This window comes from cyanobacterium endosymbiont of Epithemia clementina EcSB (assembly GCF_029919255.1).
Lineage (GTDB): Bacteria > Cyanobacteriota > Cyanobacteriia > Cyanobacteriales > Microcystaceae > Rippkaea.
The window spans coordinates 2607803-2627066 of sequence record NZ_CP123991.1; the positions used below are offsets into that span (position 1 = coordinate 2607803).

Annotated in this window: 16 protein-coding genes, 1 tRNA gene and 1 other annotated feature; of the genes, 12 read left to right on the top strand and 5 right to left on the bottom strand. The window is 34.2% G+C overall.

Annotated features, from left to right (window positions below):
• Nucleotides 1-10 precede the first annotated feature (10 nt).
• The gene (locus tag P3F56_RS08690; protein ID WP_281152475.1) at nucleotides 11-880 is read left to right on the top strand and encodes a fructosamine kinase family protein; all 870 of its coding nucleotides are present in this window, start codon (nucleotides 11-13) and stop codon (nucleotides 878-880) included.
• 61 nt (nucleotides 881-941) lie between these two features.
• On the opposite strand, the gene P3F56_RS08695 is transcribed toward P3F56_RS08690, so the two are convergent.
• From P3F56_RS08695 to galE, 3 genes are all read right to left on the bottom strand, one after another.
• A complete protein-coding gene (locus tag P3F56_RS08695; RefSeq protein ID WP_281152476.1) occupies nucleotides 942-1328 on the bottom strand; it encodes a hypothetical protein in 387 nt (128 codons plus the stop codon).
• A gap of 44 nt (nucleotides 1329-1372) precedes the next feature.
• Nucleotides 1373-1663, bottom strand: a complete 291-nt coding sequence (locus tag P3F56_RS08700) for a hypothetical protein (RefSeq protein ID WP_281152477.1) — start codon at nucleotides 1661-1663, stop codon at nucleotides 1373-1375.
• 294 nt (nucleotides 1664-1957) lie between these two features.
• Complete coding sequence (galE, locus tag P3F56_RS08705; RefSeq protein ID WP_281152478.1) at nucleotides 1958-2965, bottom strand: UDP-glucose 4-epimerase GalE; 1008 nt, start codon at nucleotides 2963-2965, stop codon at nucleotides 1958-1960.
• A gap of 830 nt (nucleotides 2966-3795) precedes the next feature.
• On the opposite strand from galE, the gene P3F56_RS08710 reads away from it, so the two are divergent.
• The 11 genes from P3F56_RS08710 (at nucleotide 3796) to P3F56_RS08760 (ending at nucleotide 14764) form a co-directional block, all read left to right on the top strand.
• A complete protein-coding gene (locus P3F56_RS08710; RefSeq protein ID WP_281152479.1) occupies nucleotides 3796-5466 on the top strand; it encodes a SulP family inorganic anion transporter in 1671 nt (556 codons plus the stop codon).
• A gap of 233 nt (nucleotides 5467-5699) precedes the next feature.
• Entirely contained in the window at nucleotides 5700-6128 is a 429-nt protein-coding gene (locus tag P3F56_RS08715) for a phosphate-starvation-inducible PsiE family protein (protein ID WP_281152480.1), read from the top strand.
• Nucleotides 6129-7435: 1307 nt separating this feature from the next.
• Nucleotides 7436-7798, top strand: coding sequence for a 50S ribosomal protein L19 (gene rplS, locus P3F56_RS08720; protein ID WP_281152481.1), 363 nt, complete (start codon nucleotides 7436-7438; stop codon nucleotides 7796-7798).
• Between the two features lie 118 nt (nucleotides 7799-7916).
• Nucleotides 7917-7989 (top strand) — tRNA-Trp (locus P3F56_RS08725).
• Nucleotides 7990-8079: 90 nt separating this feature from the next.
• Nucleotides 8080-8316 carry a preprotein translocase subunit SecE gene (gene secE, locus P3F56_RS08730; protein ID WP_405054749.1) on the top strand — a complete coding sequence of 79 codons (237 nt, stop codon included), beginning with the start codon at nucleotides 8080-8082 and terminating at the stop codon, nucleotides 8314-8316.
• The gene (nusG, locus tag P3F56_RS08735; protein ID WP_281152482.1) at nucleotides 8316-8933 is read left to right on the top strand and encodes a transcription termination/antitermination protein NusG; all 618 of its coding nucleotides are present in this window, start codon (nucleotides 8316-8318) and stop codon (nucleotides 8931-8933) included. Before secE ends, nusG begins: the two co-directional genes overlap by 1 nt.
• Before the next feature lie 2 nt (nucleotides 8934-8935).
• Nucleotides 8936-9361, top strand: coding sequence for a 50S ribosomal protein L11 (gene rplK / locus P3F56_RS08740; RefSeq protein WP_281152483.1), 426 nt, complete (start codon nucleotides 8936-8938; stop codon nucleotides 9359-9361).
• Nucleotides 9362-9437: 76 nt separating this feature from the next.
• A complete protein-coding gene (gene rplA, locus P3F56_RS08745; RefSeq protein WP_281152484.1) occupies nucleotides 9438-10154 on the top strand; it encodes a 50S ribosomal protein L1 in 717 nt (238 codons plus the stop codon).
• A 64-nt stretch (nucleotides 10155-10218) separates the two neighbouring features.
• Nucleotides 10219-10390: a sequence feature (ribosomal protein L10 leader region), on the top strand.
• A 42-nt stretch (nucleotides 10391-10432) separates the two neighbouring features.
• The gene (rplJ, locus tag P3F56_RS08750; protein WP_281152485.1) at nucleotides 10433-11002 is read left to right on the top strand and encodes a 50S ribosomal protein L10; all 570 of its coding nucleotides are present in this window, start codon (nucleotides 10433-10435) and stop codon (nucleotides 11000-11002) included.
• A 72-nt stretch (nucleotides 11003-11074) separates the two neighbouring features.
• Nucleotides 11075-11476: a 50S ribosomal protein L7/L12 gene (rplL, locus tag P3F56_RS08755; protein ID WP_281152486.1), complete on the top strand. Its 402-nt coding sequence runs from the start codon at nucleotides 11075-11077 to the stop codon at nucleotides 11474-11476.
• Between the two features lie 2949 nt (nucleotides 11477-14425).
• Nucleotides 14426-14764 (top strand): hypothetical protein, encoded by a 339-nt coding sequence (locus P3F56_RS08760; RefSeq protein WP_281152487.1) that lies wholly within the window; start codon nucleotides 14426-14428, stop codon nucleotides 14762-14764.
• 51 nt (nucleotides 14765-14815) lie between these two features.
• Here P3F56_RS08760 and P3F56_RS08765 read toward each other — a convergent pair whose 3' ends face one another.
• Both P3F56_RS08765 and P3F56_RS08770 read right to left on the bottom strand, forming a co-directional pair.
• Complete coding sequence (locus tag P3F56_RS08765) at nucleotides 14816-16288, bottom strand: M16 family metallopeptidase (RefSeq protein ID WP_281152488.1); 1473 nt, start codon at nucleotides 16286-16288, stop codon at nucleotides 14816-14818.
• Nucleotides 16289-18538: 2250 nt separating this feature from the next.
• Nucleotides 18539-19162, bottom strand: a complete 624-nt coding sequence (locus tag P3F56_RS08770) for a DUF938 domain-containing protein (protein WP_281152489.1) — start codon at nucleotides 19160-19162, stop codon at nucleotides 18539-18541.
• Nucleotides 19163-19264 lie beyond the last annotated feature (102 nt).

The following is a 19264-nucleotide window of genomic DNA, read 5'->3' on the forward strand; positions in this document are numbered from 1 at the left end:
CTAAACGAAAATGTGGACGCAAATTGCTCAACATATTTCTAAGGCTATCCAAAGGGAGTTTCGGATTAAAAACCGACGTTCTGTCAATGGAGGTTGTATCAATCAGTGTTACTCCTTAATTGGGGATAACATTACTTATTTTGTTAAAACTAACCAAGCTTCTCAGGTAGAAATGTTTGCGGCCGAAGCATTGGGTTTGAAACAGATATCAAACACTAAGACCATTCGTGTCCCTCAACCAATTTGTTGGGGAATAGCCGAAAGAGCTAGTTATATTGTACTTGAATGGATCGAATTTAATGGAGGTACTAATCAATCTTGGGAGGAGATGGGACGTAAATTGGCGGCAATGCACCACCATCAGGGATCTGATAAATTTGGTTGGGAACAAAACAATACGATTGGTTCTATCCCTCAGATGAATATTTGGACTGATAGTTGGGCAGATTTTTTTGCAGAAAACCGTATTGGTTATCAATTGAAGTTGGCAAGACGACGTGGGGGAAATTTTCCTGAATGTACTCAAGTTGTGGAGATTGTTAAGGAGTTATTAGCCCATAGAAAACCTCAACCTTCTTTGGTACATGGGGACTTATGGTCAGGAAATGTTGCGGTAACTCAGGAAGGAGAGCCGGTTATTTTAGACCCTGCTACTTATTATGGCGATCATGAAGTTGATCTAGCGATGACAGAACTGTTTGGGGGATTTTTAGGTGTATTTTATAGAGGATACAATGAGGTTTTTCCTTTAGACAAAGGTTATGAAAAACGGAAAACAATCTATAATCTTTATCATATTCTAAATCATTTTAATTTGTTTGGAGGTGGATATGGTTCCCAGGTTAATCGAATGATTCAAAAAATCCTAACTAGTGAATAATGCTGAGATACTGGAAGTTCAGACTCAAGTTGAGGGAGATGTTCTACCTTACTATCAACTATTATTTAGATTGACAATAACTATTCATTTGATTTCCCAATTTTGGTTCTTTCTGACCTAATTGTTGTAGTTGCTGTTGCATTAACTTAACCGTGTTGATATCCTTTTGTTGTAATGCGAATATGAATTGCCGAGTTGTTTGAGCGTATCCTTGGTAAATATCAGCCAATCCTAGCTGATATTTAACTAAATTTTCATCAGAGATAGATAAATCTCTCATCTCAGTTGCTGCTTTGTCAAAAGAGTCAGCCACTTGTAAGGCTTTTTGAATATCCTCTGTTTTACGATTAGTTTGGCTTTCTTTAGCAATTTCTTGAGTAATTGAAATTATTTTTTTACATTGAGAAACTCTATTTTCAGAACAACTAACCAAAATTAGATTTAGCAAAATAACTAACAATGGAGCATTTATAAATATTTTTTTAGAGAAAATCATTGTAACTGATTAGAAGAAGTAGTACTGGTTACTAGAGTTCTGAGAATATTAGTTAGTCGGGTCAACTGCTCCTTTGATTCATTTTGGCTATCCACTAAGGTTTGTACAGATTCAGTCAAAGCAAATATTTGATATCCTTGCTGTTGTATTTGGTGTTCTTGTCGTTCTATTTTTTCAGATATATCATTTATTTTTTTAGCTAGTTTTTCTACTGTATTTGTAGTTGCAATTATGGCTTCTCCTATGTGTTTTAAGATGTTGATTAGTTGCTCAGTTTTATCACTCATAATATTAATTTCCTTACTTGAACAGGTTATTATTATATAATAATTTACTTCCTTAATAAAGGATAGATTTTTTAGTTTTGAAGTAGTAGTTTAACAAGTTTATCAATTGGGCAAATTGACACTGAGTACAATCTACGCAAAACAGGTTTTAAGTTTACCTCACTTGCCTGTGAGGTAAACTATGCATCACCAGCCGAGTACCTCAATTTTCTATTTGAGCTATTATTCAGAAATATAAACCCTTCACAAATCTGTAAGTTTAAGAAATTTTGCTCTAAAAATTAGAAATTTTTCTTACTTATTTACTTTTCCATGGCGTTTCTGATGCCAATACCAAGCATGATTAACAATGGTTTCTAAGTCTGGATACTTAGGTTTCCAACCCAGAGTATTTCGAGCTTTTTGACTACTTCCGACTAGGATAGGGGGATCTCCTGGACGACGATCACTTTCTTGAACTGGAAAATCAATCTGCGTTACCTTTTTAGCGGTTTCAATTACTTCGCGTACGGAAAATCCATTACCATTACCTAAATTGAAGACATCACTCTTCCCCCCTTCTAAAAGATATTCTAAGCCTAGGACATGAGCTGAGGCCAGATCATCAACATGGATGTAATCTCTAACTGCTGTTCCATCGGGAGTATCATAATCCGTTCCAAAAATAGACAGAGAATTCTGTATTTTTAAGGCTGTTAATAACGCTAAAGGAATTAAGTGGGTTTCGGGATGATGATCTTCTCCTAATTTCCCCTGGGGATTGGCTCCTGATGCATTAAAATAACGGAGAGCGACAGACTTAAAATTATAGGCTCGATCAAAATCTCGCAAAATTTGTTCTATCATTGCCTTACTAACTGCATAGGGACTCAAGGGATCTTGGGGATGATTCTCCATCATAGGAATTTGTTGAGACATTCCATAGATGGAGCAAGTAGAGGAAAAGACAAACTTTTTGATGTTAGCAGCTAACATAGCTTCTAATAGAGTCAAGGTACCAACTACATTATTACGATAATATCGACCAGGATTAGTTACTGATTCCCCAACAGCAATGTAGGCAGCAAAGTGCATCACTGCCGCAATATCGTGGCGGGCAAAAAGTTCATCGAGTACGGGACGATCATTTGTATCTCCAACAATTAATTCAACTTGTAATACATCCTCAACCAATTCAGGGTGTCCTTCGCTGAGATTATCCAAGATGATTACGTTGTACCCCGACTTTTGGAGAGCAAGTACAGTATGGGAACCAATATACCCTGCTCCTCCTGTTACTAGAATGGTAGGTTTTGTGGACATGAGATCTCCTTAAGACTTGATGATTAATAGGACAGAAGACACAATAGTGAATATCTCTATTCCTTCAATGGTTCTCTCTCTTAATTTAAGATAAGGTATCAAGTTGATTAAGAAAAGCAATTATGAAGAGTTTTAAGTGGAAGATAATTTATCTTATAAATTTTTCAATCAAAAGAGAGCTTCCTAATAATTCATACTGATTCAGTTCTTTTAATTGATGCTTAAGAAAATATTTTTTAAAGAAATGACTGATTGAATTTTTTAAAAAACAAAAATAAAAGCTAGTTGGCAAAAAAATAGTAAATTTTGTCAGCAAAATTTACTATTTTAAAAGCTATTTAAATTGATTAGCTATAGCGTAGATACCTTGATTTGTGCTCCATATCTGTTTTAAAAAACTATTTATGTTGCATCTCTGTTTAAAACAGGCTTAAATAATAACAGTCGTTTTATTTTAATTAATAAAAAAATCTCTACAAAAATTATATTTAAGTTGTCCTAAATCATTTTTTATTTAACCTTGATGATATTTAAGCGCTCATCGATTAACAGCATTAACTTAAGTCTTAAAGACTTGACTTTTTCAAAAGTGAGATTGTACTCTCTTTGAGAGTTTTTAATCTATAAAGAAGAGTAATTGATATAATCTAATCTGTCTTAGAGAATACCCAACATTTTGGCAATAAATAGGTAGATTCTCAGCATAGTTCTAGGATTTAACTCAAAGTTGCATAAAAATCTAAAAAGGCTAGTCCAAAAATGCTTAAAATAAATTAAAGAATCTAGAAAAAATAATTAAATAGAACAATGTAATTAACCCTTAACAACATATGCAGATTACTAATCGTATTCACTTTAGAAATTTACGGGGCGATATCTTTGGCGGAGTTACCGCAGCTGTAATTGCTCTTCCCATGGCCCTAGCTTTCGGAGTCGCTTCAGGCGCAGGAGCGATTGCCGGACTATGGGGGGCAGTATTAATTGGCTTGTTTGCTGCCCTATTTGGCGGAACACCCGCCTTAATTTCTGAACCTACAGGGCCGATGACAGTAGTGATGACAGCCATTGTGACCAAGATGATTGCACACAATCCAGAAAATGGCCTAGCCATGGCCTTTACTACAGTTGTATTAGCAGGAATCTTTCAAATCATCTTCGGTTTGTTGAAGTTAGGAAAATACGTTACCCTCATGCCCTATACGGTAATCTCGGGGTTTATGTCAGGAGTTGGTCTAATCCTCATTATTCTCCAGTTAGGACCATTTCTAGGTCATGTAAACCCAAAAGGGGGAGTCATTGAGGCGTTGAAAGCATTGCCCTATTTTATCACTACCCTAAGTCCAGCTGAAACAGCTTTAGGATTTTTGACGATGGCTATTCTCTACTTAATGCCCTCTAAACTTAAAAAGTTTGTTCCCTCCCAATTAATTGCCCTCATAACAGGAACTTTAATTACAATTTTCTTTTTATCGGAAGCAGATATCCATATCATTGGCGAAATTCCCACGGGACTTCCTCAGTTGCATTTTCCTATCTTTTTCCTCGACAAAATTAATGAAATGTTGGTGGATGGTCTTATTTTAGGGATGCTTGGTTGTATTGATGCTTTATTAACCTCTGTCATTGCCGATAGCTTAACTCAAACTCACCATGACTCTGATAAAGAACTAATCGGTCAAGGAATTGGAAACTTGGTTTCTGGGTTATGTGGGGGACTTCCTGGAGCAGGAGCCACGATGGGAACGGTGGTTAATATCCAAGCAGGGGGACGTACCGCTTTATCTGGTTTGAGTCGGGCTTTTATTTTGCTGATTGTAGTACTTTGGGCTGCTCCTTTAACCAAGAATATTCCCTTAGCGGTTTTAGCTGGTATTGTCCTTAAGGTGGGGATTGATATTATTGACTGGAAATTCTTAAAACGCGCTCACAGACTTTCAATTAAAGCAGCGGCTATTATGTATGGGGTAATGTTGTTAACTGTATTTTACGACTTAATTACAGCAGTTGGTCTTGGAGTGTGTATAGCTAATATTTTAACTATTCAACGTCTAGCAGATATTCAATCCGATCTGGTTAAAGCTATTGATACACCGGATGATAAGACTCTATTATGTGATATAAGTAGGCGTCTTATGGAAGAAGCTAACAGACGAATTATGCTCTTAGATTTGAGCGGTCCTATGAGTTTTGGGGCAGCAAAAGCGATCACTCAACGACAGGCAATTCTAGATAATTATGATGCTCTGATTATTGATTTAAAGGGTGTACCTTTATTGGGGGTAACGGCAACTTTAGCTATTGAAAAAATGATCGATGAGGCCTCCAAGAAATCAATAGAAATTTATATTATTGGAGATAATTTAAAGATTAAAGAACGGTTACAAAAATTTGACATTTTTCAACGTATTCCTCTACAAAATCGCTTTGATACTCGGGTGGCGGCCTTGCATCTTGCGGTTGCTAAACTCAAAGGAGAAACACTGAAAAAATTTGATGAGTAGATGGATACAAGTGGAGTTCAGTTTTTTCATCGCAAATCCTCTATCAAAGGTGATTAAACTGTAGGTTCAGAAGTTTCATCAGAAGATCACTCTGTTCAACGAGATTAATAAGTAGATGTAAAATTAGAATATGGAGCAATTCTTATTTCATTTTTTTCTTCAAACATTATTGTCTTTTTTTATAAGTAATAACTACTAGTTGATAAACTATTTTTAATGGATCTAAAATAATTATGAAATTTTTTAAAGATGAAAAATTCTTGGGTTTTATTCACATTATCGAGAATCTTGTCTCTAAGATATTGTCATTAGCTCTAATTGTTGTTATTTTTATCTCTCTTTTTGAGCTTGTTGTGATTCTTTCAAAAGACTTATTTGCCAAGGAACCTTTTGGCTTTTTTGGTCCAACTGTTATTGAAATTTTTGGTCTATTTTTGAATGTTTTGATTGCGCTGGAACTTTTAGAAAATATTACTGCTTATTTAAGAAAACATATTGTTCAAGTAGAGTTAGTGGTTGTAACTGCCTTAATTGCTGTTGCTCGAAAGATCATAATTTTTAATCCAATTAAACATCAAAAGTCAGATTTATTTGCTTTAGCTGCGGCAAGTTTAGCTCTTTCCACTAGTTATTGGTTGATCCGAAAGGTCAATCAGAAATAAAATGGATCATGGCAGTACATATTAAAGTTATTTCAGAGATTGTTTATACAATAAATAATAAAGGAACTTTAGAGTGTATTAGCGCAGCACACAAATAAAATAATCTTAGTACTTTACAGTATAAACAAGAGACAAAATTACCAAACTACCACATTTTCTAAACATAATCCCTTAAATAGCTTGTCCTAAGAGATTGTCTTAAGACAATCTCTTAGGACAAGCAGAAGATCTGTATTCCATTAGATCAGTTCTCTCTCAGCTTAATGATCTCTATCTCTTTCAAGAAAAGAGAATAATTCTCGTCTATTCTATCTAGTAATTTCTTAATATCTCTTATGATTTAGAATTAAAAAATCAAGAACTATTAAAGTTTATTTGCTACCAAGAAACCCCGTCTCAGCTATGGAATAAAAAGCATTTACTAAAGGAAAAATAGCTAAAATACGTTAGAGATAAAAAATACTGTCGTCTAACAATCGCATTATGGATTAACTTTTTTAAGTAATCAGCATTTGCCCCTTGGTTAACAACTTTATCTGACCCAATGGCAAAAAAGACGGGCTAAAATTTTCCCTGAGTAATCAATAACAAAAAAATTCTCAGTTAACAAGCTACGAGGGACTATTGCCTTATTGGACGACGCGGGCCAGATTTATGGAAAATAGCGTAATCAAACCATCATTATCAACAAAAGCCGTCAACTATCGAAACAGTTAACTGTCAGAAGTTGTTTTCTTAGAAATATCAGGAAGAAAATAGCTTAATTGATGTTGTGTCGGGATGAGTTGATAATTTGGCTTATTCTGGGGATTAATTTCTTAAATCAAGGAAATTTATTTATGAGTGGTTGTTTACAGGTATTTGCTGTCGATTGACTAGTAATTAAATCGTTTAGCTCAACGCATTGAATCTAAGTAGGTAAATAGAATTGTTTAAGAAACTTTCTTACCTCATTTATAGCCTAACTTGAACAGTAAACCACTACCATCATTCGCCGTTAACAGATTAGTTACCAAACTCTAATAGACTAGTAAGTACTTTGTATTTTTTACGGATTACATATTAGGTTGAATTTGCTCTTTTTTGAGACAAACTGAATGTGCATTGTCATAAATAGCACAATCGTCTGTTATTATTGACAGACGATTGTGCTAAAATCTAGACGGAATAATAATTTATTAAAAAGCATTTTTAGTTAAAAGATATCAGGATTATTTTATGTAATTTTTTTACTAAATCTTACGGTAGTCTGTATCTAATTGAAAAAAGTGAGGTACAATGAGGAATTGTGAGTTTTTGTTAAGGTCATGAACGCCCAAGAAACTATTAAATTAATTGAAACCGAATACATTAAGACAAATTTGCCTACCATTCATGTAGGAGATACTGTTCGTGTCGGAGTCCGTATTATAGAAGGGGGTAAAGAAAGAACCCAGCCCTATGAAGGGACCGTGATTGCCATGCGTAATGGTGGAATTAATGAAACAATCACTGTCCGCAAAATTTTTCAAGGCGTAGGGGTTGAACGTGTCTTTTTATTGCACTCTCCTAGGATTGCTGACATTAAAATCATACGCAGAGGGAAAGTCCGTCGTGCTAAGCTTTACTATCTACGTGATCGCGTCGGTAAAGCAACTCGTATTCGTCAACGTTTTGATCGCCCTTTATAGATTTTTCCAACAACCAACAACGCGCACAAATAAAAGCATAAAAAGCGTAAGATATGATCAAATTGCGCTATGATTAAGAGGCGGTAAGGGGGTAACTGTCAGTTATTGCTCAGGCTGTGCGCTCTTAGTTCAGTTGGTAGAACGCAGGTCTCCAAAACCTGATGTCGGGGGTTCGAGTCCTCCAGGGCGTGTTTTTGTGTAGGTCAAGTGAACTGTCTATTGATCGAAATAACAACAGAAACTGATGATGGGTAACTGCTATAAGTTAAGTAGAGGTAACTGTGGTTAAAAAGGAAAGCTCAAAAATTGATCAGACAAAGTCAAAAGTCAACAATGACGAAACCCAGAAATCCAATTTTGTTGGGAATACTCAGGATGAGTTGACCAAAGTTGTCTGGCCGTCTAGACAGCAACTACTTAGTGAATCAGCGGCAGTCATCCTGATGGTTAGTTTAGTAGCTACGGTGATTTATCTCGTTGATAATCTTTTCAGTTGGGGAGCAGGGAAGGTATTTTAATGAGTTTTGCCCAAGATAACTCACCGGAAATAGAACAACTCGAAGAAAAGAAAAAAGCAGCTCGTTGGTATGCTGTTCAGGTTGCTTCTGGCTGCGAAAAGCGAGTCAAGGCAAACTTAGAGCAACGGATTCATACTCTTGACGTAGCTGATAGAATCTTGCGGATCCAAATTCCTAAAACCCCCACAGTTAAAGTCCGTAAAGATGGTTCTCGTCACCATGGGGAAGAAAAAGTCTTCCCTGGCTATGTATTGGTGAAAATGATCATGGACGATGATGCTTGGTTAGTTGTCAAAAATACCCCTAACGTGATTAACTTTGTGGGGTCGGAACAACGGCGTAGCATCGGTAGAGGAAGAGGTCATGTTAAACCAGTCCCCCTGAGTCCAGGGGAAGTGGAACGGATCTTTAAACAGGTAGACGTCCAAGAACCCGTCGTCAAAATCGATACAGAAGTGGGAGATAAAATAATCGTTCTCTCAGGTCCGTTTAAGGATTTTGAAGGGGAAGTGGTGGAAGTAAGTCCAGAACGTAGTAAAGTTAAAGCCTTACTTTCCATCTTTGGACGAGACACCCCAGTTGAACTGGAATTTAACCAAATAGAGAAGCAAAATTAGCGATGGCCAAGAAAGTTGTTGCAATGATTAAACTTGCCCTTCCTGCGGGAAAGGCTAACCCTGCCCCTCCCGTAGGACCTGCCTTAGGTCAACACGGGGTAAATATTATGGCATTTTGCAAAGAATATAATGCCAAAACTGCCGATCAGGCCGGAATGATAATTCCTGTTGAAATTTCCGTCTACGAAGATCGTAGTTTTACTTTTGTCCTGAAAACGCCTCCAGCTTCAGTATTAATTCGCAAAGCGGCCGGAGTTGAAAAAGGTTCAAGCCAACCCAATAACCAGAAAGTAGGCAGCATTACTCGTGATCAACTACGGGAAATTGCTAAAACTAAAATGCCTGACCTTAATGCCAATGATATTGAAAAGGCAATGAACATTATTGAGGGAACCGCGCGTAACATGGGAGTTACCATCAACGATTAATGGACAGTCTGAATTACTAAAAACTAACTTAGGGGAGAAGTATTACTTCGTTATTGACCCAAGGAGAAAATTACTCATGGCCAAAAGACTCTCAAAACGCTTTAAAGAAGCGCTAGCTAAGGTTGACGAAGACAAACTGTATGAGCCTTTAGAGGCTCTGCAACTGCTAAAAAAAACGGCAACAGCTAAATTTAATGAATCAGCAGAAGCTCACATTCGTTTAGGCATTGATCCCAAGTATGCTGATCAGCAACTGCGAACTACAGTTTCTTTACCCAAAGGAACCGGCCAAGAAGTTCGCGTCGCTGTCATTGCTAGAGGAGAAAAAGTTCAAGAAGCAAACAATGCGGGAGCGGATATCTACGGTTCAGAAGAATTGATTGAAGAAATCCAAAACGGAATGATGGACTTCGAGGTTTTGATTGCTACTCCTGATATGATGCCAAAAGTTGCTAAATTAGGACGTATACTTGGTCCTCGTGGTTTGATGCCTTCTCCCAAAGGGGGAACGGTAACGGCTGATCTAGAAAGTGCAATCGTCGCATTTAAGGCGGGAAAATTAGAATTTCGGGCTGACAGAACAGGTATCGTTCATGTTATGTTTGGTAAGGCGTCTTTCACTCCTGAGGATTTGCTGGCCAATCTCAAGGCCTTACAAGAAACTATTGACCGTCAGCGTCCCTCCGGTGCCAAAGGGCGTTATTGGCGCAGTGTCTTTGTCTCGGCTACTATGGGCCCATCCATTGGCGTTGACATTAGCGAACTAAGGGATCTAAAATTAGCTGATATTTAAGATTATCGTGATTGAGAAATAAATCTCAGTTAATTTCAGTTAAAAAGCGACCCAAGACAACTAAATGCTTGTTTGGCTTATGCCGCAGACAGCAGGGGCAATTTGCTTAATATCCTGCCGAGGTTGAGGCCTGAAGAAAGTTAAGTAGTAAAGATTTAAAGGATTAATCTATCTTTTTGTCCTCTTCTTATCCGACCTCAGCCCCGGCAAAACGCTAGGGGTTTCTTTATTTTGGCCAATTAGTTAACGTTCCTAAACTTAAGGAGGTGAAAACATCAATGGGAAGAACCTATAAAAACAAAGGAACAGTGATCACAGATCTCAAGAGACTCTTGAGTGAAGCTCAGCTCGCCTTTGTGATTGACTATCAAGGGTTGACAGTTGCCGACATCACTGACCTACGGGGCCGATTGCGTCCAACAGGATCAGTGTGTAAAGTGACAAAAAATACCTTAATGCGGATTGCAGTCGAAGAAGACGAAACCTGGAAACCGATGATGAAGTTTCTTAAAGGTTCATCGGCTTTTGTCCTCGTCAAAGATGATGTCGGGGGCGCAATTAGGGCTTATCAAAGCTTTACAAAAGATACCAAAAAAACCGAATTTCGCGGTGGTGTCATGCAAGGCCAAGCCCTAAACGAAAGCCAAGTGAAGGCCATCGCTGACTTACCTTCAAAAGAAGAATTGATGGGTCAACTTGCTGGAGCGATCAATTCACTGGCAACAAAACTGGCCGTTGGTATCAAGGAAGTACCTTCGTCTGTGGGACGAGGCATCAACGAAGTACCAAGTTCTTTGAGTCGCGTCATTAGCGCAATAGCCGACAAAAAAGATAGCGATGTGGCTTAAGCATCTGTCTCCATTTAAACTATTGTTTGTCCAATTGTCCACTTTTTTTATTTACTTTCAAGGAGTTAAATTATGTCTGCTGCAACTGATGAAATTCTAGAAAAGCTAAAATCTCTGACCTTATTAGAAGCGTCAGAATTAGTAAAACAGATTGAAGAAGCCTTTGATGTTAGTGCGGCTGCTCCTGTGGGTGGTGGTATGATGATGATGGCTCCTGGGGCTGCGGCTCCTGGGGCTGCGGCTGAACCCGAAGAAGAGAAGACTGAATTTGATGTCATTCTCGAAGAAGTTCCTAGCGATAAGAAAATCGCTATTCTTAAGGTAGTTCGTGCTATTACTGGTTTAGGACTCAAAGAAGCCAAGGATCTGGTTGAATCTGCGCCTAAAACCATTAAGGAGGCTACTAATAAGGATGACGCCGAAGAAACCAAGAAGAAACTCGAAGACGCCGGTGCTAAGGTCAGTGTAAAATAGTTTCTCTGACTGGTCTCTGGATGTGGTAGGGGTTAACGGTTGTTAACCCCTACTTGCCGGTTAGAAGTTTAAATTTTCAGGTATCAGAAAAAGTGCCAAGTTTAATAATAGAACTATTAGACTTTTTCTTATATTTTTGTTGTTTATTACTTTATCGATAAGTATTTATTGCTTGAATGAAAGCATCGAAGTATTTATTGTTATCTATTAGTATAGCTTCCATATATTTTATTATAGCTCAATCAAAAATAACTACGATTGTACATTACGACTTTATAGTAACTAATGAGATTTTAATTAAATTTTTAATAAAATATTTTGAATAACTTCTAATAGTTCTTTATTAGATCTACCTGCATTATTAGTTTATATAAAAAATCTGTAAAGAAAAGAATTTAAGACTGAATCCTCTTGCCATTCTATTTTGATAAAAATACAAAATTTAACCAATGATAATAAGTTCTTTTTTTATTCTTTTATTTGGACGAGGAAATTACAATAATTAAACAATACTTCTTACATTTTATTAATTGTTCTAAGATACTCATAAACTCGAGGCTCATCTACTAATATCTACAATCTTTTTGCTAGCTTAATCTTTATAAGAGAAGATTAAACTAGCAAATATTCTTTAGTAATTATTAAAGTAATTTTTACTTTTTTACCAAAATGGTATGTTATCCTCTATTTATTTCTATAAATAATTTTTTTTTAGATAGCTCTATATCTTTAGTAAAATGTTTATTAACTAAATTTAGCCATTTTATATTTACTCTTAGGATTTAATCTAATAAAGTTTCTATCATTAGTGGTATAAAAAATAAATCTATAGATAGATGACCATTTATAGCTTTGGCTATAGCAGTTAGTCTTTCTCCAATAGGACTTTAGCTTTGATTTAAATTAGCTTTAATCCCACTTTAAGTTAATATTAAAAATATATTTTTATTTCTATTTTTGGCTATATTTAGTTCAATTTTTAAAGGGTTAAAATTTTATTTTTAATAAATCTTTCTTTTCTATTTTAAAAACTATTTTTTATATATTTTGCTCTTAGACTCCAATAAGAGTATTCAAACTTTGTCAAGTAATCCTTTTCTTTTTCTCAAACTTTTGAGACACAATTTTATTCTTCTATTTTAGATTCGTTCATCTCCTGGTCTTAATTCGAATTAAAATTAGTTAGATGATTTTTCAAAAAAATTATCAGTGAATAAAGCTTTATTTCCTTGAAATTTGTTTCAATTATCATTGATCAAATACTTTTAATAAGTAAATACTATGTTCTTTATTTTACGAGATTTTAACTGTTGATGTATTTATTTTCTGGTTAACATTAACTAAAATATGGAGCTAAGTAATACTTGATAAATATAATTGTATCTATTTTTTTTTCTTGATTATTAAAAATTTGTTTTCATAAAAAAATATTATCTCTTGTAAATGTACATTGACAATTTCATCTTTATACTCTTCTTTTTATAAGAGATATATATTTCTATATTAGAGAATGTAGTTGTCAACTTACTATTTACAATTAAATTTTTATTTTTAATGGTAAGTTCTTTAAAATCGTAGTTGCTATATAAGTATTTTTATCTATAATTTATCTATAAATCAAAGTAAATTTGATTTATAGATAAAAATAGACTTACATTAATTTGTATTTATAGTGTTTCAACCACCAGTAAAATTTATTCAACTAATGAATTAATTATTAAATATTTATTTGCCTTAGAATGAAAAAGCCATTTATCTTGAAATAGACAAAAAAGAACATAATCCTAAAATATTTAAACCAAAAATTTTTGTTTGAAATATTAACATTACAAATGTAATTTTAAAAAAAGAAGTAATTGAATAAAAGACATAAATAATTTTTAACAACTTAGTTCAAAAACTACAGATAAATAAGTCTCATAATATGATTAAAAGACAAGAAAATTAGCACGTAATATTAGTAGATTTAGAACGAATAATAAGCGTTTAAATTATAAAACCCAAAAAATCCAAATAAATATTAAAATAACTGTAAGCTTCGGACAAAAATTTAGTGAGTATAGAAGAGGTCAGTATAGATTTTGACAAATTTTGTAGTATTTTTGCAGTTAATTAGTATTACTTGCTGAAGTAATGGAAGATAGATTAAATCTAATAAGATTATTTAATCTTTAATTAAATATTAAATTTAATTTTTAATTATTATTTCTTAAATAAAAGACTAAAAAGCTTAAAAGTACTAGCTTTTTTAGAAAATGTAAATCTTAACTATAAGAAGTCTCATTTTTTAAACTTCTGTGGTTTCTGAATTTACATTTTACTAGTTAATTTCATAGCACTGATTCAGTATGATAAACTTTAAATAAAAACAATAAAAACTCTACTTTAGATACTGAAATATAGAAATTTTTTTTACAGTTATATTTACTTGATAGAATCTAGATTCTTTAGTTTTTGAACAAATCTGGCAGAAAAAACTATGGCAGTTAGTGAGTGCTAATTTTCTTCGTTATACTCAGCTGTACTCAGTAAGTTAACATGACAGGACTCTATTTTTCAAGTATTCGTATAGAATCAAATACGAGTACTTATTCTATACGAATACTTATTCTAGTTTAATTATTAACTTTCCCAGTTGTATAGAAGCCATGTTTACCCTTACTTATTCTCTTTTAAAAAGCAATAATATAGAATTGATATTAGGTGGGAGTTTCTGTCATAATTATCTCGAAGTGTCCTTGTCCTAATTTTACGTCATCCTTTACAGAAAAAATTCATAATTTCCACTGAATGACAAGAATTTATGTTGTCGGTAATAGTATTTAAATCCACCATAGATACCCTAAATTCAAGAGATTAATTTTTTTATAGTAATAATCTTATTAAAATTTTTTACAAAATAAGAGCTGAAAATAAGAAACTTATAGTTAATGACAAATTAAGCATAAAATGTCCTCAAAATTTAAACAGAAACAACATCGAGGTTTTGCCCTAATTGATTTGATCATTGGAGTGATAATTTTCACCATCATTGTTATCATTGCCCTCCATAACCTCTTAGAAACTCCAGAGAGCCGTGAAATTAGAAGACCGGCCGTCAGAAATCTGAGAACTTTCTCCCACGGGAATAAATTGAACGCTTTGAAATGTGAAGGACAAGACAAAGATAAAAATGGGCTAGTTTTCTGTAAGGCAAAAGACAGACAAGGAAAAACTGTGATCCTTCAATGTGGTTATGATCAAAGACACCAATATTGCACAACCCAGGCAATAGAGAACGGGGAATAGAACCTTAGCTAAGCTCTCAGTGCTTAGTGTATCCCCCTGGACCCCAAATGTTTAACTTTTATTTGATTGAGGAATAGTAATATCAATGGTGGTTATGGTTTTCTCTAAAAGAGAAAGAGGAGGTTTAATAGCTTCCTTATTACCAACGACTAAGATGATCATCTTTTCAGGAATTAGGTATTTTTGAGCAACCCGTTGAACATCTTTGATAGTAGTAGCCTTAACTCCTTGTTGATAGCTGAAAATAAAGTCTTTGTGGTAACCATAATATTCATAGGTCATCAGACGGGATAAGACTTGACCGGGGTTCTCAAACTTAAAAACAAAAGAATTGAGAATGGATTCTTTAGCCTTAGAGAGTTCTTCGTCAGTAATGGCTGTAGTCCTTATCCGTTCAATTTCTTGCATAAAAGAGCCTAAAAAAGGAACTGTGGTCTCAGAACGAGTCTGTCCCCCGCCATAAAACATCCCTGAATAGTCATAGGCAGCACTCCAGTAGCCATAGACTGAGTAGGCAAGTCCTTGCCGCGAGCGCAATTCATTAAATAACCTTCCTCCAAATCCGTTAACCACACCATTCAAGACACTCAATGCTGGATAATCAGGACTATCAAATTGTCCTCCTAAATGTCCTACCAGGACACTACTTTGAGTCAATTGAGGTTGATCGACCAAAAAGAGTCCTTGAGTATATTTCTGTCGAGCAGACGGGATTGTAATGTTTGGCTTAGGAGTTAACGGTTTCCAATCTCCAAAGGTTTCACTAATCAACGTCTTCATAGCTTTGGAATTAAAATCTCCCACAACTCCAAGAATCATCCCATCGGGACGCACATAGTTTTGATAAAAAGTGATGATATCCTCACGGGAGATATTATCAATGGTGCTGTATTCCTCCGTTCGTGCATAAGGACTGGTCTCGCCATAGACTAACTTACTAAATTCTCTACTAGCAATATCTTTGGGGTTATCATTGCGCCGTGCAATTGCTCCTTTATATTGGGTTTTGACTAATGCTAGTTGTTCTGGAGTGAAGGCTGGCTCACGAATCACTTCTTTAAATAAGCTAAAGACAGTTTCAATGTCTTCAGTCAGGGCATTAAAACTTGCTTTCCCTGATGCATTACTAATACTGGTTTCTACGTGGGCTGCCCGTTTTTCAAGAAGTTCGTTTAATTCTTTAGGGGGATGATCTTTAGTTCCTCCCGTTCGCATTAGTATTCCGGTGATTTCTGCTAATCCTACTTTATCTGATGGTTCCAGTCGTGAGCCGGTACGAATAATAGCGGTTCCATTTATCAATGGCAACTTATGATCCTCCATCAAATAGACCACCATTCCATTATCAAGTTCATAGCGTTCGTAGTCAGGAATAGTAATTTCAGGGAGAGGAGGGAATTCCAGTTCAGTATAGTGCCTTGGAATTTGGGCGACCGCGGGAACCCGCAGCATCAATACTGAGGACATGGTAATACAAATCAGGCTAAGCCAGCGAAGACGTTTCAATAGTTTGTTCTGAGTCATAGATAGATTAAGTGATGTTAATCTTTTTTATTGTGATACATTGAGGCATCAACTCGTTGCAGCCGATGTCCCTATCTTTTTTATGCATGCTTCAGTAATTATGTCAAATATTTTTTAAGAAACCCCTACATAAGTGTATTAAATACTACTAACATTAGTTGCACTTGATAATTTTTTTTAAAAAAAATACAATTATTGATTAATAATTGTAATTAGAACAATAGAAATATAACTTCATAAAAGATAAACTATATTTATATATCTAAATTAGAGGTTACTATAATTTAAGTCAAGGCTGACTAGCATTTTTTGGGGTAGCTAAAATTTTGATTTGATTTTAGTAATTAGTATATTCTTGAGATCTTCTATTAAAGCTGTTGGAGATTTTGTCATCATATCTAAATCTTCAAATTGTAAAGGTATCAAAGATATGATGAGGCTTTCTTTTCCGCATAACTTTACTAAAAACTAAAATAGTGATAAGATATTTATATATGAGCTTTTTAATTAACTTAGAACCATTCATCTTTAAATTTTTTAAAAAAGTAAACACTACTTGTAATCCTACTTAATCTATTAAGTAAAAGCTTTTATATAAATAATATTGTTGGCTAAATAAGTACTTTTAAATAGGTAAAAAAATTGTACCTATTTAAAAGTACTTATTTAGATATTTAATTTAATTAGATAGAAATAATTAGGACAGTAAGCAATATAAAAAATATATTTATAGCTAAATATTTTCTATATTATTAGTTGTCATAGTATAGCTACTATGTCTAAATAAAAGGATATAAAAAGTTTAGAATGTACATTAAGTAGAATTATTACTAAATGCAGTTATAACAACAATTCTTTAATGAGTAGCTCAAAATATTCTATCTTAGAGTCTAATACTCTAATATATATAAGTACAAATAACTTTCACAAATAAAATTTAAAAAGCTAATTGATTTTAAACATATAGATTGTAAAAATGCTTAAGACAAAAAAAGTAAAAGTGAATACAAAAATTAATTTATATCGGCAAAACCAAGAAAAACAATGGCATCAAGTAAAATTTAATAAAACTGCTGCAAGAATGTTTAATCATTAAAAATGAATATGATTTAGCTAAAACAGCCAAACAAAGTATTTAGATAAATAGGTCTTTATCTAAATAGTTACTATAGAAAATATCAACTTTAAAACCTCTTTATGTACGCTTTTCATCCTTACTTAAGTAAGGATGAAAAGCGTACATAAAGAGTTGTCCATTTCCGAGGATAGTTGCACCCAAATTATTCTAAATGCACTTTAGTATCATAGTTTACACATTTAAGACGATTTTTTGTTGATAAAGCAAAGTCTTAATGAGAACATCGAGATATTCATGACCCACTCTCAAGAGAAAACATGGAGTGTTATTGACTATATAGCGGTTTTTATTTAAACAGATAAAAGTAAAGAAACTAGAAAATATTAGTTACACTAAAAAATGAGGCCGTACTCCATAGATATTACCGCTAAAATTATATAGACTAACAATAGGATAAATAAATTTAACAACTGGCAGAGTTGTTAAATTTAGTCGTCTTTTTAGACCGTAGTTAGCAATAAAAAGTATATAAAGATTTCCTCATAGCTTAGAAAAGTACTATTTAATTAAGGCGTAACTACCTAATAGTAGAGAACAATTCCTAGAACAAGATGACAGTACTCCTTTATAAGAGCTAAGTACTCGCTTACACAGAAACAATAGATATTGAAGTTCATATTCCTACTATATGTTGCTTCTTACAATGACTTAACTTAACCTGAAAAAACACTTCATGTGCTGAAACCTTACACAGATAGGATTCTAATTTTCAGAGCTAATTTTGATTAATTAAATCAGAGTTTATTTAGCCATGATTCGTCACTTTATCAGAACAACTAAAGGAAAACTAGTCTATAGAAAACTTCCCAATAATCTAAAAAAAATATTACGCTAACAAGCTTTATGTTCCCTTATCCCCTTGAAGGATAGACAGACAAAGAAGTTTTCTTACTGATGAACAAGAAGTGACTACCAAACAAGCCTATGGCCATAAGCTTGTGTAATCATGGATAGTTTACCGACTCATAAAGCAACAGACGTTAGAGAGTCAAGAAAATCTAAAGAACGTAAGTCATATTTTTATTTCTTTTGATCGCTTTTTGTACTACTTAAGACTCTTTTCCCTATCCTGTCTACTTTTGGTATATTTTATACCAAAAGTAGACAGGAAGTCAATTTTTTTGAAAAATAATAGATAAGTTATTTGCTGGCATATTCACTGTTTTTACGAACTTCAATCCCTGCTGTTGAGAAATTTCAATAACATCTTCAAGATTACGAACTCCCCAAGTTTGATTTTGAATTCGAAGAGACTCATCAAACAACTGATTACTAGGAGCAGTATGTTTGCCTCCTTGTTTGTAGGGTCCATAGAAATAAAGAATACCTCCTGAAGGTAATAGATTTCCTGCTCCTTTAATTAACCCTAAACAGGCTTCCCAAGGACTAATATGAATCATATTGATATTGACAATTGCTATGATTTCGAGATTTTTTAATCCTTCAGTCCAAGTAGGATTTAGTACATCTATATTTATAGAAGACTGACAATTAGGAGAGGGACAAAACTTTCGCCATGCATCAATACTTTTTTGTCGCATTGCATCAGGTTCAGACGGTATCCATTGATAATTTTTTAGTTTTGAAGCAAAATAAATGGCGTGTTCTCCTGTGCCACTAGCAATTTCCAAAATATTCCCTTTGGGAGGTAAAACACTTACCAGAGTCTCAAAAATAGAATCACGGTTTCGTTGTGTTGCAGGGGCATACTGTCTTAAATCATTTTCGAAAGTCATAATAATCCTCTTGAACTTAATAGACGTTTAATGTCTGATAAAAAAATAACATTAAGGTAGCTGAAAACAGTACATTAATTTAGATGAGAGGAAAAAAATAAA